Source organism: Shewanella sp. AC34-MNA-CIBAN-0136, assembly GCF_040309945.1.
Classification (GTDB): domain Bacteria; phylum Pseudomonadota; class Gammaproteobacteria; order Enterobacterales; family Shewanellaceae; genus Shewanella.
On the sequence record NZ_JBEOPJ010000004.1, the window covers coordinates 155,411 to 171,690 of the forward strand.

A 16,280-nucleotide genomic window follows, 5' to 3' on the forward strand; every position below is an offset into this window, starting at 1 on the left:
TCGTATTTTGAAAACATCTAACGCAGCATAAAGTACTTTGAAACCCGCCAGAATGGAGTCTCTCAGGTATTCCACTTCTGTGTTGCATCGATTTAAAAGGGAACAACCATTTCTACATCAATGCGCCTTGAATTGAAAAACCTGAGAGACTCTGAACTGAGCAGATATTTAATGAGATTGGTATTAGTTATATCTTCATGACTTTTGCTTGGTATGGTCATTTAAAAACCTTAAATAGCAAACTCTGGATTATCGCGGCTTTAGTGAGCAGAGGTATCGTCTTATTCGAATATTTATTGCAAGTTCCTGCGAATCGTCTTGGTTATACCGTGATTAACGTGGGACAATTAAAGATTGTGCAAGAGGTCATCACCTTATGTGTATTTATCCCTTTTGCCGTTAGGTATCTCAAACACCCCTTAAAGCTTAACTGTTTATAGGCTGGGTTATGCCTTTTAGGTGCCGTATTATTTATATTTAAAAGTGAATTACATTAATTTCAGGAGTTCTCCATGGCGCGCCAAGTGATCTATACCTTTAAAGGCCAAACCAAAACTATCGCCTTTAGCTATGACGTACATCATGATCTTTATGAAGCAGCAGCTGAAGCTGAAGGGATTGATTTAAAAAAGTTTCTAATCTTGGAAAAGCAAATTGCGTTAACGTCCAAAAAAGGCGCTAAAGCAGAGAAAGAATTTCGTAAAACCGAGTTTGCACGTTTTGGTTTTACGAGTATCAAATTTGTTCGTGAAGATGATGAGATTTAATCATTTTGGTTTACGTAAGGGCTAACTATGTTGAATTCAGATCATGCTAATTTCCCACGAGCGAGTTTTGTTCGACGTTTAGGTGCAATGGCGTATGACTCAATGCTTGCTATTGCCGTTTATATGTTTGCTGGTGCGTTAGGTTTTGGGTTTTTCTTTGGTCTGCAGAGCACCGGACTTATCGCGATGGGTGAGTACGAGCATGTGTCAGACTTGCTCAACAACACCCCGCTTTACCATGGTATTTATCAATTTTGGATAGCCATTTGTGTTGGTGGGTTTTACGCCATGTTTTGGAGCAGAGGTGGACAAACTTTAGGTATGCGAGCTTGGCGACTTAAGGTTCAGCACCCTAATGGTCAGAACTTAAGTTTTATTACGGCCTGTGCTCGCGTCATTTGGTCTTTATTAGGTGTTGGTAATCTGTGGATTATCATCAATGCTGATAAGTTAGCACTACAAGACATGATGACTCGTTCTGAGGTTGTCGTGTTATCAGTAGAAGCCAATCAAATGCGTAACTGGCGTGGTGCATAAATAAGCCACATACCAAACTAACTTACCTGCAAAACGAATAAACACGCATCAAACAAGTAATAAAAATGGCAACCCTTGGGTTGCCATTTTTATATACACTTTCACTTTCAATATAGACTAAACAACCAAGTGATTATTTACGAATATAATACAAAGCTAAGCCAGTAAATAACATGCTGGGCGCAATTGCACCCACCGCCGCTGGCAATTCATATACTATGCTCATCGGGCCAAATATCTCATTACTGATATAAAAGCTAAATCCTGCCACAACACCCAGTAGTACACGAGCTCCCATGGTCACCGTGCGTAACGGTCCAAACACAAACGATAATGCCACCAGCATCATCACAGCTACCGTTACCGGCTGCATAACCTTGCGCCATAAAGCCAGTTCATAACGACTAGGATCTTGTTGGTTAACCTTCAAATAATCGAGGTAGTCAATTAAGCCGCTAATGGATAATGCCTCTGGCTTAACCGACACTACACTCAACTTATCTGGTGTTAACGAAGATTGCCACACATCGGTATCAAGGTGATCACGAATAACCCGATCATCTTTAACCGTAGTATTTTCAACCACAGATAACTGCCAAGCATCGTCAATAAATACCGCGGTATTCGCATGGGTCACTCGGGTTAATTCTTGTTGATCGTTAAACTCATATAAACTGATGTTACTGAGCGTATTAACGTCTTGAACCTCACCAATATTAACGAATAAATCACCATCTTTTGCCCAAATACCACGATGAGACTTAATCAAACTGCCACCGGATATTTTAGTCGCTTGAAGCTCTTTTGCGCTTTTCTCCGCAATGGGTGCGCCCCACTCTCCCAGCGCCATGACCATAATCATCAACGGAATTGCCGTTTTCATCGCAGATTGAGTGATTTGTAAACGTGACATGCCAGAAACTTGCATCACCACTAATTCAGAGTTTGATGCCAGCATGCCCATACCAATTAACGCACCAAGCAGTACCGCCATTGGGAAAAACATTTCAATATCACGTGGCACTAAAAACAGCACGTAAATACCGGCATCTAGCATGGTATAAGCACCGCGCCCGACCAAACGTAATTGATCAACCCACTTAATGATGCCTGATAGCCCAGTCAAAATAAGTAAACACAAGCCTGATGTACTCACGATCATACGTGCGATATAAAGGTCTAATATTTTCATGCCGTCACCTGCTTACGTTTAAATAAGCCTAAGAACTTCATCCCTGTCGGGCGTTCTTTAATAAGTAACAACAATCCTAATAACAGCGCAAAGCCATGGATCCACCACATGCCTAAATACTGCGGCACCACCTCATCTTGCAGGGCTTTTCGGCCTGCAATCATTAATCCAAAGTAACCTAAATACAGCAAAATAGCGGGACCCATTTTAGCAAACTTACCCTGGCGAACATTAACCCGCGCTAACGGCACCGCAATCAAGGTCAATAATGGGATCGCGATAGGGATAGCTAAGCGCCATTGAAATTCAGCTGCAGCTTCAGGTCCTGGAGTATCCAATAATTGATCAACTGGCATTGCAGATAATTTACGTCGCCGCTCATCCACTTCCTGTTCTTTAATCTCCATTTTATAACCACCAAACTCAATCACTTGCAGTTCGAGTGATTTAGGACTGCCCTGATAACGAAAGCCTTTTTCAAGTTGTAACTGTTGGCTGCCAATATTATCTTCAATCACACGGCCTTTATTAGCGACGACAATATTTGTCAGGCCATTTTCATCTTCAGGATCAGGAAGCTGCGCCACAAAAACTTTATCTAAGCTATTGTCTTTATTTATTTTTTCAACAAACAAAACGGCTCGACCATTCGGACTAGCTTGAAAACGACCTTGTGTTAAGGCTGCTAATCCAGCTTCAGATTGGGCTTTTTCTAATACCTGATTCTGACGTTCTTCGGCCCAAGGTCCGACATAAACCGACAAATAAGCTGTGAATAATAAATTGGCAAAAGCAAGCAACAGGGTTACTCGAGTGACATACCATTCACTCACGCCGACGCCATGCAATACCACCATTTCATTTTCAGCATACATTCGCCCATGAGCTAATAATATCGCTAAAAAGAAGCTCAGCGGTAACACTAACACCGTCAATTGAGGCAGATTTAGCCCTAATAATGTCATCACTAACGAAGCGGGGAATTCACCATCAGATGCATCGGCTAAAACGCGCACAAATTGTTGACTAATAAAAATAGTTAACAGCACCAAAAGTACCGCAAATTGTGCTTTTAAAACTTCACTAATAAGATATCTAAATACAATCACAAGTAGGATCCGGTGGCTAAACTTATCTTTTTACTGGTATCAGAGCAACTTTCATGTAAACTGTCTACTTTCAGCAGTTTTGCTAGTTTTCTGACCAGCGCGGAAGGTGCTTTGGGGTCATGGTTAACATCTATTTTGGCTGTCAATTTACGCCTCTTTTCGTTAATAATCCCAAACAGTTATCACCTTTTCGTTGATTATATGCCAGATGGCCTAATGCAAACATTATCTAATAAATATAAAAATTTGTCTTTAAGAATCTAGGAGTGCTCATGGAGTTTAGCGTAAAGAGCGGCAGCCCAGAAAAACAACGTTCAGCCTGTATCGTTGTCGGCGTGTACGAACCTCGCCGTCTGTCTGGTATCGCAGAGCAATTGGATAAAATCAGTGAAGGTTACATTAGTAACCTACTTCGTCGGGGTGACCTTGAAGGTAAACCAGGGCAAATGTTGCTATTGCATCACGTACCAAACGTACTAAGCGAACGTGTTTTACTGGTTGGTTGTGGCAAAGAGCGTGAGTTAGACGAGCGCCAATACAAACAAATTATCACAAAAACCATCAGTACCCTAAATGAAACCGGTTCAATGGAAGCTGTGTGCTTCTTAACTGAACTGCATGTCAAAGGCCGCGACACCTACTGGAAAGTTCGCCAAGCCATTGAGAGCACCCAAAATAGTCTGTATTCGTTTGATGCATTAAAAACCCGTAAAGGCGAAACTCGTCGTCCATTACGAAAAATGGTATTCAACGTGCCGACACGCCGTGAACTCACCATTGGTGAGCGTGCAATTGAACACGGAACAGCCGTATCTGCTGGTATGCATTTATGTCGTGACGTGGCCAACATGCCGCCTAACATTTGTAACCCTGCATATTTGGCATCTCAAGCGCGTCAAATGGCTGAAGTGTATGAAAACCTTAAAGTCACGACGATAGGCGAAGAGCAAATGGCCAAGTTGGGCATGAACGCTTACCTTGCTGTGGGTCGTGCTAGTGCCAATGAATCTATCATGACTGTGATGGAATATCAGGGCGCCGTTGACAGTACTGAAAAGCCAATTGTCCTTGTCGGTAAAGGGTTAACCTTTGACTCTGGCGGGATTTCATTAAAACCTGGCGAAGCCATGGATGAAATGAAATATGACATGGGTGGCGCTGCTGGTGTTATTGGCACCATGAAAGCATTGTGTGAAATGAAATTGCCTATCAACGTTATTGGTGTATTAGCGGGTTGTGAAAACATGCCTGCTGGTAACGCATATCGTCCAGGCGACATTTTAACCACTATGTCGGGCCAAACGGTTGAGGTGCTTAATACCGATGCCGAAGGTCGTTTAGTGTTGTGTGATGTATTAACTTACGTTGAACGCTTTGACCCTGAATTAGTGATTGATACCGCTACCTTAACCGGTGCTTGTGTTATTGCATTAGGTAAGCACGCTTCTGGTTTATTCAGTTCGCATAACCCGCTTGCACACGAAATGCTAAATGCTGGTGAGCAAAGTGGTGACCGCGCATGGCGCATGCCGTTATGGGATGAATACCAAGACATGCTAGACAGCCCATTTGCTGACATGACTAACTTAGGTGGTCGTCCGGCAGGTTCGATTACTGCAGCGTGTTTCTTGTCTCGCTTTACTAAAAAGTACAACTGGGCACATTTAGATGTCGCAGGTACAGCTTGGAACAGCGGTGCAAACAAAGGCTCTACCGGTCGTCCGGTACCCATTTTAAGCCAGTTCTTAATTAATCGTGCTGGTGTTGAAATTAGCGAATAAGTATTAACTTTGACGCATATTAAAGGGTAAAGCTTAAGGCTTTACCCTTTTTTTATTGTGGAAGACGCCAATAAATTAACCTGTAAAGTAAACCCTTAAAACCATCTGTACTAGGCTAACCATTGACGATGTAACTGCTCTTCATCGCCTAAATAATCCAATACCCAAGCCAGCGCGGGTGACATTTGTTCATCATTCCACGCCAAACAGCAGGCGCTAGGTTGTTTAACTCTATGGAGCGTTTTACAGACTAACTTACCTGACTCAATTAACGGTCCAGCCAAATGCTGCGGCATGTAGCCTATCCCTAAACCTTCGACAAAACAGTTAATGGCACTGTGCCAGTCGGGCACCACTAAGCGTCGTTGACTGTTTAACAACCACGTAATCCGTTTAGGAATATCACGAGAGCTATCTTCAAGACAAATAGACGGAAAAACACGCAACTCATCATCATGAAGTGGACCCATAATATTTGCCAATGGATGATCAGGGCTGACCACAAACAGCCAATCAATATTGCCCATATTAGTGAATTTAAACGCCCCACCGACTGGATTTGCGGTTGTCGCACCAATGGCAATATCACTTCTTCCTGCGGCAAGTGCTTCCCATACGCCATTAAATACTTCAATCCGAATAATCAGCTCAACATCTTGAAACTGTCTATAAAAATCTGCAATTAACGCATGAACGCTATCCGTTCTCACAATATTATCCAATGCAATAGAGAGCATAGGCTTCCAGCCATTAGCCACTCGTTGAGTGTCTCGTTTCATCAACTCCATATCGTTAAGAAACTGGCGCGCTTTTACGGCGAAATGCCTTCCTGCTGGGGTTAGGCTGACACTGCGATGATGGCGAATAAATAACTCGACTCCCAGTTCAGTTTCAATTTGTTTGACTGAATAACTTATCGCTGACGGTACCTTGTGCAATTTTTTCGCAGCGGCGGTAAAACTGCCCGTTTGGGCGACAACGTCTATTAGCTCAAAAACTTGCTGTGAAAGCATATCAATTTAACTCGCTAGAAAATGTACGGTAACAGCACAAGATGAATAACGCATTCGAGGTTTAATATTGAACTGAAACCCTCCATGCCTGTAATTACATCATGGTATCAATATTTTTGATAGCAGCTGTCAAAAATAAACGTTTCCAGCTAATTTAGTAAACCATTAAGCTAGCGGCCTTTATTGAACTGACGAAAATAGATATGCCTAATTTGAACAATAACAATATATTAATCAACACAAAACAAACAAATATAACATTCTACTTGTTTCTGTTTTATTTAGCCTTACTGAGTATGTTAGGTTTTGTCGCTACCGACATGTACCTGCCATCATTCAAATCTATTGAAGGGACTTTTAATGCAAGTACCTCAGAAGTGGCCATCTCGTTAACCAGCTTTTTGGCTGGCCTCGCTATCGGACAGTTATTGTATGGGCCGTTAGTGCATAAAATAGGTAAACGGAATTCACTGTTTGCGGGTCTAAGCCTGTTTATGCTGGCAAGTGCACTCATTGCGTTCAGTGACAGCATGTTGATGATGAATATTGCCCGCTTCTTCCAAGCCATTGGTGCTTGCAGTGCAGCCGTTATTTGGCAAGCGATTGTGATAGAACAATACCCAGCCGATAAAGCTCAAAATATTTTCTCTAATATTATGCCTTTAGTGGCATTGTCTCCAGCATTAGCGCCCATTGCTGGCGCACTGATACTGAATAGTTTTGGTTGGCGTGCGGTGTTTATTAGCTTATGTATCATTGCAGTATTACTCATTGCCATGACGTATTTTTTTGTGCCAAAAGAAAAAGCTAGCGTACACAAAAGCAAAACTCATATCCGCTATAAGCAACTACTGGCCAATACCCAATATCTAGGTAATGTAGTAATTTTTGGTGCGTGTTCAGGGGCTTTTTTTGCTTACTTAACGTTGTGGCCTGCAGTGATGGAGCAGTATGGTTACGCCGCGACAGAAATTGGCTTAAGTTTTATTCCCCAAACCATCATGTTTATTGTCGGTGGCTACTCAAGTAAATTACTGATCCGCAAATTTGGCACCAAAGGCAGCCTAAACTGTTTACTGATATTGTTTGGTTTGTGTGTTGCGGCCATTTTCACCTCCAGTGTGATCCTCGATACAGAAACAATATTGCCACTGCTCATTGCATTCTCTTTGCTAGCAGGAAGCAATGGCGCTATTTATCCTATTGTGGTCAATAATGCTCTGCAAGAGTTCAGCAATAACGCGGCTAAAGCTGCAGGATTACAAAACTTTTTGCAGATTACTATCTCTTTTGGGGCATCAAGTCTGGTGGCAATTTGGGCAAGTGCGGGTGATAACGCTATTGGTTGGGGAATTCTGGCCTGTTCAGTATTGGTTGCCGTTGGCCACATAATTAAAAGCCATGATTCTTGGGCACAAATACATCAGAATTTTACCTTTCCTGATCCAGCAAGATTATCTCAAGCCTCAACTAAAAATGACCAGTAACCGTGGTCTGGCGATAAAATAACGCCTTATATGATGAGGTTATAAATTTGTCTATAACTTCATCATATGCTAGGTTATTTATTGAACAATTTAATGTTCTAATTAATCATCAAATTAACAATCACAAGGAATGGGTTGAATGACGCAACACAACCGCTTGATAATGTCATTAGCGTTGGCAAACCAATAAATGAAACGCTTGCCTTTAACGCTTTATATCATCTTCCTCAGCGTTTGCTTTGCACTCACGCCAACGGGCGAGCTATTTGCAAAAGACCATCCGCAAGTTCGATTTATCACCCATCCTTTACCCCCATTTAGTTATCTTGACAATGATCTTTTAAGCGGTTTTTCTATCGATATTGTTCAAGCGATGATGCAACATACCCAGCACACAGCCAACATTGAAATGTATCCCTTTAATAGAGCATTTCAGATATTGAAATCACAACCAAACACTGCGTTGTTTGTCATTGCTAAAAGGCCAGAAAGAGAAGTAAACATGAAATGGGTAGGTCCCATTATTAGCAGCGGAGTGTATTTTTACCAAAAACGTAATTCCGGACTCTCATTAGCATATTTAGAAGACTTAAAACGTGTCCGAAATGTTGGTGTAGTACTTGGTAATGCTGATCACACCTATTTGGATTCCCAAGGATTCACTAACCTCAGTACTGATAAATCCCAATTACAATCGCTCAAAATGCTCAGTTATGGCCGAGTTGATGTTGCGCCAATGAGCGAACTAGTGATGCCATTTTTGGCAAAAGCAGCCGATATCGATATCAACTCAATAGAACGTACCCCGATTAAGTTATACGACTCTACCTTGTATATCGCATTTTCAAACGACACTTCTGATGAGGTTATTGCACTATGGCAGCAAGCATTTGATGAGTTAAAATCATCAGGTATGTACCAGACCATTTATCAAGATTATTTTCCAACTGATACCGATATTGCTAAGCGATAACGGATCATTAATTTCCAATACATAACAACTGCAATAGATAATTTTTACTATCGAATTTTCGTTATCCGCTAAATATGCTTAATGCAATATCCCCAAAAGATCCTCTCTAAACCAAACTGACTAAGAATAAACAATGATTAACTTGTTACATGTAAGTAACAAATTTAATATAAAACCCAAAATAGCTTAAATGTATAATTTAATGAAATAAAACTCACTGAAAGGAATGTTCAGATGAAGGCGATGAAAGTCATACTCATTTCAATAGTCAGCGCGTTGGCGCTTTTTGGGTTAATGGCTATTTTATTGGGCTGGCTACTCAGTTCCATGTGCGGTAATAACGTTTACACCGAATCACTTTCATTAGATAAAATGTACAAGGCTGTTATCTTTGAAAGAAGTTGCGGTGGCGCTTCTGGCTACTCAACTCAAATATCAATCATAAAAGCTGACGAGCAACTGTGTGACAATTGTGCTGGCGACGTGTTCGTTGCCAATGACCATCCTAACGATAATAAACTCAACTTAGTCTGGTTAGGACAACAAGATTCTGACGACCAACAACTGCAAATTCATATTCCAGCTGATATCGTAATTGAGACTCAAGAAACGACTTGGTCCTCTTGGTTTGACAGTATCGATATTTCCTACCCTGTATTTGACCATTACCCATTAGCCTGTGAACAAACGCCGCAACCTAAAGCGTGTCAGTTTGTGACAAATGATCAGAAACTTATTGATGTGTTAATCAAGTATGAAGGCTTTAAAAACCATAAAGCACTGGCTGTATCGGTTAACGATATGGGTAATGTTAGATATGGATACGGTTATGGTTATGACTCAATGTTAAAAGCACAACGCAGAGCTTTAAAAGAGTGCACCAAAGGGACTCGTCCTACTCATGTAAAATGTGAGTTAATCCGTTAAGGCAAACCAATGCGATTTGAACCCAAACAACACAAAACACATTTAATTGATAATCAGAAAATAGATGTCTATTACAATCGTGTCACCACCCGTTTTAGCTTATCCATAAATCAGCAACAGGTTTATAGTCGACTACTGCTGTTAAGCCCATGGCGAAAGCAACAAATCCTTATAAACAACACGCCATACAACTTAACCATCATTTGGTTTTTATTGTGGCGATCCAGTTTAACCCCTACTCAGCAGTCAGACCGCCATCCTACAATTATAGAACTTCTGCCTGAACGGCGTAGAAAATCCATTATGATCGCGATATATTTAGGATTAATTAGCAGTATTAAACTGACGCTAGGGATATTAATCTATTCCAACGTCATATGAATATCGCATCACGAGGCCATTAACCCGCAGACGATTTTAGTGTAAACTCGAGCCCAACTTATTAACCTGTTATAAGCATCACCACATGACTCAAGCCTTGTTTTACCTTATGCCTGATAATCATAATCAAATGAGTGCATTAGATGCGCTCTATTTAGCTGCTTGCAGGTTAGCTGAACAACAATATCGTCAACAAAAAACCGTCTACATTCACTGCAAAGACAAACAGCAAGCTTATGCCATTGACGAATTACTGTGGCAATTTGAGCCAAACGCCTTTGTACCACACAACTTAAAAGGTGAAGGCCCAGTAACAGGTGCACCTGTGGAAATAGGTTTTGACACTTTAGGGCCAAATAAAAGTCGTCAAGTTCTGATTAATCTTGCAGACCAAATGCCCAGTTTTGCGGTAAACTTGCCCCATATTATCGATTTTGTCGCTAATGATGACGAACTTAAGCGCATTGCTCGCAATCGCTACCGTCAATATCAGAATGTAGGCATTACGCCCAGCACTCAAGCATTAGCTGAATAAACACTTAATTTAGATAGAGAACATAACGCTCCTATGGAAAAAACATACAACCCAAAGTCTATCGAACAAGCCCTTTACCAAAACTGGGAAGAGCAAGGTTACTTCAAGCCGCATGGTGATGAATCAAAAGGCAATTACTGCATCATGATCCCGCCACCGAATGTAACCGGTAGCTTGCACATGGGTCATGCCTTCCAAGACACCATCATGGATACCCTTACCCGCTTTGAGCGGATGAAAGGTAAAAATACCTTATGGCAAGTCGGCACCGACCACGCGGGTATTGCGACTCAAATGTTGGTAGAGCGTAAGCTTGAAGCCGAAGAAGGTAAAACTCGCCATGATTTAGGCCGTGACGCCTTTATTGATAAAGTGTGGGACTGGAAAGAACAGTCTGGTGGCACGATTACCAAACAGCTTCGCCGTATGGGCGCATCGGTTGATTGGGATCGCGAACGTTTCACTATGGATGAAGGCTTATCAAAAGCGGTTCAAGAAGTGTTTGTTCGCCTATACGATGATGAGCTCATTTATCGTGGTAAGCGCCTAGTTAACTGGGATCCAAAGCTTCACACCGCCATTTCAGACCTTGAAGTTGAAAACAAAGAGAAGCAAGGCCACATGTGGCACTTCCGCTATCCTTTGGCCCAAGGCGCATTAACAGCCGACGGTAAAGATTACCTAGAAGTGGCCACTACGCGCCCAGAAACCATGTTAGGTGACAGCGCAGTAGCCGTGCATCCAGATGATGAACGTTACCAGTCATTAATTGGTAAATTCATTCTATTGCCTATCGTTAACCGTTTAGTGCCGATTGTTGCCGACGATTATGTCGACATGGAATTTGGAACCGGTTGTGTAAAAATCACTCCAGCCCATGACTTTAACGACTATGAAGTCGGTAAACGTCATCAACTGCCTATGTACAACATCTTCACCTTAGATGCCGCCGTACGCAGTTTTGTTGAAGTGATTAATACTGATGGCACCCCAAACAAAGGCGTCGAGATGGCCTTGCCAGAGCGTTATGTTGGCCTCGATCGCTTTAAAGCCCGTGATGCTATCGTGGCTGAATTTGACAGCTTAGGTCTACTTGAAAAGGTCGCTCCGCACGGCTTAAAAGTACCTTATGGCGATCGCTCTGGTGTGGTGATTGAACCATTACTAACCGACCAATGGTACGTGGCTGTGCAGTCAATGGCTAAAACAGCCATTGAAGCAGTAGAAACTGGCGAAATTAAGTTTGTGCCGCAACAATACGAGAACATGTACTTCTCATGGATGCGCGATATTAAAGACTGGTGTATTTCACGCCAGTTATGGTGGGGACACCGTATTCCAGCTTGGTACGACAAAAACGGCAAAGTCTACGTTGGTCGTAACGAAGCAGAAGTGCGCGCTAAACATCAATTTGCTGACTCTGTGGTACTACGTCAAGACGATGACGTATTAGACACCTGGTTCAGTTCAGCATTATGGACATTCTCAACCTTAGGTTGGCCAGACAATTTAGAAGATTTAAAAACCTTCCACCCAACCGACGTGTTGGTTACCGGTTTTGACATCATCTTCTTCTGGGTTGCCCGCATGATCATGATGACCATGCACTTTATTAAAGATGAAGATGGCAAGCCACAAGTGCCTTTTAAAACCGTTTACGTTACCGGTCTTATCCGTGACGAAGTCGGCAATAAAATGTCAAAGTCTAAAGGTAACGTACTTGATCCATTAGACATGATTGACGGTATCGAGCTTGAAACCTTAGTTGAAAAGCGCACTGGCAACATGATGCAACCGCAACTTGCCGCGAAGATTGAAAAGAGTACCCGTAAAGAATTTGCCGACGGCATTGAAGCTCATGGTACTGATGCACTGCGCTTTACCTTAGCAGCAATGGCATCAACTGGCCGCGACATCAACTGGGACATGAAACGTCTTGATGGTTACCGCAGTTTCTGTAACAAGTTATGGAATGCGTCACGTTACGTGTTAATGAACACTGAAGTGCAGACGGATCCTGATAGCGATGAAGCGGGCGAGCCTTTAGATTGCGGTCAACTGTTAGTAGATGGCAAACCGGGTGAGATGGAATTGTCGTTAGCCGATCGTTGGATCATTGGTTTGTTTAATCAAACCGTGAAAACCGTTGAAGACCACATGGCCGCTTTCCGTTTCGACTTAGCCGCTAACACCTTATACGAGTTCACTTGGAATCAATTCTGTGACTGGTATTTGGAATTAACCAAGCCTGTTATGCAAAATGGCACTGAAGCGCAAATGCGCGGCACTCGCCACACTTTGGTCAACGTGCTTGAAAAAATGCAACGTCTAATGCATCCATTTATGCCGTACATTACTGAAACGATTTGGCAACGTGTTAAACCGTTAGCAGGCGTAACTGGCGATACCATCATGCTAGCATCATTCCCAACTTATCAAGCAGATCAAGTTGATGCGACCGCGATGGCCGATCTTGAATGGGTTAAGCAAGTGATTGTGGCTGTACGTAATATTCGTGCTGAACTTAATATTGCCCCATCAAAGCCGCTTAATGCGTTACTGCGTGGTGTGAGCTACGAAGATCGTATTCGTCTTGAAGCAAACCAAACATTCTTTGCAAGTTTGGCTAAACTCGAAACGATGACCATTTTATCTGAAGGTGAAACGGCGCCAATGTCGAGCACTCAGTTAGTTGGCAATATGGAGCTATTAATCCCAATGGCAGGTTTGATCGATGTAGGCGCAGAAATGGCCCGTATCGATAAACAGTTAGAAAAGCTTGCTCAAGAGATTGCCCGTATTGAAGGTAAATTATCTAATCAAGGTTTTGTGGCTAAAGCCCCTGCTGCGGTAATTGATAAAGAACGCGCTAAAATGACCGATTTAACTCGTGACATTGAAAAGTTAAACGAACAAAAAGTCGAATTAGCTAAGATTTAACGGCAAACATAAGTTGTTGTCTTAAGGTTTACTTTGTTTAACAAAGCACTCTTCAAAAAAACCAGCGAATAACTCGCTGGTTTTTTATATTCGTTGATGTGACCCATGGCGATAATATTAGGTTTATTTGGTTCAAAATTGAAACTTTGATATCTCAACTTACATTTTTGGTGTATAAGCTTCGGCCAATATCATCATTCTATCTAATGGGTCAAAACCATGTCTGATAAATACTTTTTTAAAGGTCGTAGAACCCCTAAGCCAGCTTATGGTGAAAGTGGTTATAACACCAAACGTGCCGCCAAACTGGGCACGGAAGCGTTACCGTTAATATTGTCAGTTCAAACCGAAGCTCGCCAACATGAAGTGGCTGCTATGGTCGCTGAACAGCAACTCTTTGCTAATATCACTATTGATGCAGATAAGCCTGAAAACATTGTTGATTTAACTGGTTTATTGAATAAACCCAAAGCGGTTACTTCTGAAGCTAAGCCAAACCGCAATGATGCTTGCCCTTGCGGCAGTGGTAAAAAGTACAAAAAGTGTTGCGGTGCTTAAACCAAAATACCAACGTTAGGCTCGTTGGTCACTAACGGACCAATGATTAAATATTGAAGCGGATCTTACGATCCGCTTTTTTATTGCCTTTAGATTGTTAACGTTAACGTTGTATACACTTAACAATCGAGGCTTACCTATGTAACCACATCACAAATTCACAAATGAGCGGCACTCTTGGCGGATCACTTATGGATAGGGTTTGGTATTAATCACGAACTTAGGTAAAGTGTCAGCCTTTGTTATAAAAATGAAACAGACCATAAAATAAAAGGGTGACTTATGAGCACTAATTCGCACTCAGACAATGATTTGAGTGAAGTAAAACAGTTAGGCATGTGGGCCGCGATCACCAGTTTAGGCTATATATTTTGGCTTGTCGGTGGTATGGAGCTAATAGAACGCATTGCCTATTATGGTGTCAAAGCCAGTGCTGGCTTATACGCTAAAGCGCCAGTATCACAAGGCGGACTGGGCATTAATTTAAGCGATTACGGTATTATTATATCCGTGTGGGCGTTGCTACAAACCTTCGTACCAGTGCTAACTGGCGGAATTTCTGACCGTGTCGGTTACAAAGAAACCATTTTCGTTTCTACCATCATCAAAATCTGTGGCTATTTAACCATGGCATTCTTCCCTAGCTTCTGGGGTTTTCTCGCTGGCGCCATGTTGCTAGCCATGGGTACAGGGGTATTCAAACCTGGTATTCAAGGCACTTTAGTACTGTCAACCAACCGAAATAATACTTCAATGGCTTGGGGCATTTTTTACCAAGTGGTTAACATCGGTGGATTTTTAGGTCCATTGGTGGCGGTACATATGCGTCAATTATCTTGGGATAACGTGTTTTACGCCTGTGCAGCCATTATTTCGTTTAACTTTTTATTCTTATTGGCTTACAAAGAGCCCGGCAAAGCTGAGCGCTTAGAGCGCGCACGCCAAGTGAAAAATGGTGAAATCACACAAGAAGCACTGTGGAAGGATGCCTTAAGAGAACTAAAGAAACCTGTGGTGATTTACTACATGCTGGTGTTTGCCGGTTTTTGGTTTTTATACAACTCATTATTTGATGTATTGCCTATTCACATTGCGGAATGGGTTGATACCAGCGTCATTGTCACCTCTTTATTTGGCCCAGAAGGCACCAGCAGCGGCATATTGCAGTTCTGGCTAGGGTTGAATAATGACGGCACCAAAGTGATGCCAGAGGGTATGCTTAACCTCAACGCGGGGATGATCATGACCACTTGCTTTATTGTTGCTGCGCTTACGGCTAAATATCGCATTACCACCACCATGTTTGTCGGTTGCTTATTGAGTATTTTAGCCATTGCCTTGGTCGGTGCATTTAATGCGGCTTGGATGATTGTATTGGCTATTGCCATGTTCTCTGTCGGCGAAATGATGATCAGCCCAAAGAAAAACGAGTTTATGGGTAACATCGCACCTGAAGGTAAAAAAGCCATGTATTTAGGCTTTGTCATGCTTCCTCAAGGCATAGGTTGGACGTTAGAAGGTTATTTCGGCCCTAAGCTTTATGACATGTACGCGTCAAAAGAACGCATCGCCCGTGAAGCGCTATCTGAACATGGTATGAACTTAACCGATATTGCTAACATCCCTCAAGGTGAAGCATTTAGTCGCTTAGTCAGTACCACAGGTCAAGACCCACAGGCATTAACCCAAGCTTTATATCAAGCCAACAATATCGGCATGGCTTGGTATATTATAGCCGCCATTGGGATTATTTCTGCAGTAGGTATTTTCATCTACGGAAAATGGCTATTAAGGATGCTGCGCCAACAAGTGGCTTAGTTGAGCTGACTGTAGAGTACTTTCCATATTTGATATAAGGGAAGCAGCAATGCTTCCCTTTTGTTTTTCTCGCCCAAAATAGGTTGATAGATTATTAATGAAGCAATAATACAGTCCCTCGTTAACGTCCCTCTCGTCAACTTACTTCCCATTAACTTATAACGCATTAACTCCGTTGTTATTACCGACTATGGTTTATTACCTACTCTATTTATTACCTACTCTATTTATTACCTACTCTATTTATTACCTACTCTATTTA

Annotated in this window: 14 protein-coding genes; 11 read left to right on the forward strand and 3 right to left on the reverse strand. The window is 42.1% G+C overall.

All coding sequences use genetic code 11. The annotated features are described in order from the left end of the window. Nucleotides 1–164: 164 nt before the first annotated feature. The 3 genes from AAEY94_RS05530 to AAEY94_RS05540 all read left to right on the forward strand — a co-directional run bounded on the left by AAEY94_RS05530 (nt 165) and on the right by AAEY94_RS05540 (nt 1,304). Nucleotides 165–440 carry a DMT family protein gene (locus AAEY94_RS05530; protein WP_277949081.1) on the forward strand — a complete coding sequence of 92 codons (276 nt, stop codon included), beginning with the start codon at nt 165–167 and terminating at the stop codon, nt 438–440. A gap of 72 nt (nt 441–512) precedes the next feature. Next, nucleotides 513–767, forward strand: coding sequence for a DUF2960 domain-containing protein (locus tag AAEY94_RS05535; RefSeq protein ID WP_011636402.1), 255 nt, complete (start codon nt 513–515; stop codon nt 765–767). A gap of 27 nt (nt 768–794) precedes the next feature. Then, nucleotides 795–1,304: an RDD family protein gene (locus tag AAEY94_RS05540; protein WP_101085820.1), complete on the forward strand. Its 510-nt coding sequence runs from the start codon at nt 795–797 to the stop codon at nt 1,302–1,304. 133 nt (nt 1,305–1,437) lie between these two features. Here the strand turns inward: AAEY94_RS05540 and lptG are convergent, their stop codons facing one another. Together lptG and lptF are read right to left on the reverse strand one after the other, a co-directional pair. Then, a complete protein-coding gene (lptG, locus tag AAEY94_RS05545) occupies nt 1,438–2,496 on the reverse strand; it encodes an LPS export ABC transporter permease LptG (RefSeq protein ID WP_101085821.1) in 1,059 nt (352 codons plus the stop codon). Further along, nucleotides 2,493–3,605, reverse strand: a complete 1,113-nt coding sequence (lptF, locus tag AAEY94_RS05550) for an LPS export ABC transporter permease LptF (RefSeq protein WP_101085822.1) — start codon at nt 3,603–3,605, stop codon at nt 2,493–2,495. Before lptF ends, lptG begins: the two co-directional genes overlap by 4 nt. 272 nt (nt 3,606–3,877) lie before the next feature. Here lptF and pepA point away from each other — a divergent pair, with 272 nt between their 5' ends. Further along, nucleotides 3,878–5,386: a leucyl aminopeptidase gene (gene pepA, locus AAEY94_RS05555; RefSeq protein WP_101085823.1), complete on the forward strand. Its 1,509-nt coding sequence runs from the start codon at nt 3,878–3,880 to the stop codon at nt 5,384–5,386. Nucleotides 5,387–5,496: 110 nt separating this feature from the next. Here the strand turns inward: pepA and punR are convergent, their stop codons facing one another. Beyond that, the gene (gene punR / locus AAEY94_RS05560; RefSeq protein WP_101085824.1) at nt 5,497–6,399 is read right to left on the reverse strand and encodes a DNA-binding transcriptional activator PunR; all 903 of its coding nucleotides are present in this window, start codon (nt 6,397–6,399) and stop codon (nt 5,497–5,499) included. Between the two features lie 203 nt (nt 6,400–6,602). Here punR and punC point away from each other — a divergent pair, with 203 nt between their 5' ends. The 7 genes from punC (at nt 6,603) to AAEY94_RS05595 (ending at nt 16,018) form a co-directional block, all read left to right on the forward strand. Beyond that, entirely contained in the window at nt 6,603–7,886 is a 1,284-nt protein-coding gene (punC, locus tag AAEY94_RS05565) for a purine nucleoside transporter PunC (protein ID WP_101085825.1), read from the forward strand. A 190-nt stretch (nt 7,887–8,076) separates the two neighbouring features. After that, nucleotides 8,077–8,859 (forward strand): substrate-binding periplasmic protein, encoded by a 783-nt coding sequence (locus AAEY94_RS05570; protein WP_182744837.1) that lies wholly within the window; start codon nt 8,077–8,079, stop codon nt 8,857–8,859. Between the two features lie 234 nt (nt 8,860–9,093). Then, nucleotides 9,094–9,786, forward strand: coding sequence for a hypothetical protein (locus tag AAEY94_RS05575; protein WP_182744838.1), 693 nt, complete (start codon nt 9,094–9,096; stop codon nt 9,784–9,786). A 466-nt stretch (nt 9,787–10,252) separates the two neighbouring features. Continuing rightward, entirely contained in the window at nt 10,253–10,702 is a 450-nt protein-coding gene (locus AAEY94_RS05580) for a DNA polymerase III subunit chi (protein WP_011636391.1), read from the forward strand. A 33-nt stretch (nt 10,703–10,735) separates the two neighbouring features. Further along, nucleotides 10,736–13,642, forward strand: a complete 2,907-nt coding sequence (locus AAEY94_RS05585) for a valine--tRNA ligase (RefSeq protein WP_350977817.1) — start codon at nt 10,736–10,738, stop codon at nt 13,640–13,642. Nucleotides 13,643–13,861: 219 nt separating this feature from the next. Then, nucleotides 13,862–14,200, forward strand: a complete 339-nt coding sequence (locus AAEY94_RS05590) for a PBPRA1643 family SWIM/SEC-C metal-binding motif protein (protein WP_011636389.1) — start codon at nt 13,862–13,864, stop codon at nt 14,198–14,200. A 282-nt stretch (nt 14,201–14,482) separates the two neighbouring features. After that, on the forward strand, nt 14,483–16,018 hold the full coding sequence (locus AAEY94_RS05595) for an MFS transporter (protein WP_101085829.1): 1,536 nt from the start codon (nt 14,483–14,485) through the stop codon (nt 16,016–16,018). Nucleotides 16,019–16,280: the final 262 nt, after the last annotated feature.

What these genes read in the sequence shown, in the direction of transcription:
- AAEY94_RS05535 (WP_011636402.1), top strand. Translation starts at nt 513, where the DNA reads ATGGCGCGCCAAGTGATCTATACCTTTAAAGGCCAAACCAAAACTATC.
- AAEY94_RS05540 (WP_101085820.1), top strand. Translation starts at nt 795, where the DNA reads ATGTTGAATTCAGATCATGCTAATTTCCCACGAGCGAGTTTTGTTCGA.
- lptG (WP_101085821.1), bottom strand. Translation starts at nt 2,496, where the DNA reads ATGAAAATATTAGACCTTTATATCGCACGTATGATCGTGAGTACATCA.
- pepA (WP_101085823.1), top strand. Translation starts at nt 3,878, where the DNA reads ATGGAGTTTAGCGTAAAGAGCGGCAGCCCAGAAAAACAACGTTCAGCC.
- punR (WP_101085824.1), bottom strand. Translation starts at nt 6,399, where the DNA reads ATGCTTTCACAGCAAGTTTTTGAGCTAATAGACGTTGTCGCCCAAACG.
- punC (WP_101085825.1), top strand. Translation starts at nt 6,603, where the DNA reads ATGCCTAATTTGAACAATAACAATATATTAATCAACACAAAACAAACA.
- AAEY94_RS05570 (WP_182744837.1), top strand. Translation starts at nt 8,077, where the DNA reads ATGAAACGCTTGCCTTTAACGCTTTATATCATCTTCCTCAGCGTTTGC.
- AAEY94_RS05575 (WP_182744838.1), top strand. Translation starts at nt 9,094, where the DNA reads ATGAAGGCGATGAAAGTCATACTCATTTCAATAGTCAGCGCGTTGGCG.
- AAEY94_RS05580 (WP_011636391.1), top strand. Translation starts at nt 10,253, where the DNA reads ATGACTCAAGCCTTGTTTTACCTTATGCCTGATAATCATAATCAAATG.
- AAEY94_RS05585 (WP_350977817.1), top strand. Translation starts at nt 10,736, where the DNA reads ATGGAAAAAACATACAACCCAAAGTCTATCGAACAAGCCCTTTACCAA.
- AAEY94_RS05590 (WP_011636389.1), top strand. Translation starts at nt 13,862, where the DNA reads ATGTCTGATAAATACTTTTTTAAAGGTCGTAGAACCCCTAAGCCAGCT.
- AAEY94_RS05595 (WP_101085829.1), top strand. Translation starts at nt 14,483, where the DNA reads ATGAGCACTAATTCGCACTCAGACAATGATTTGAGTGAAGTAAAACAG.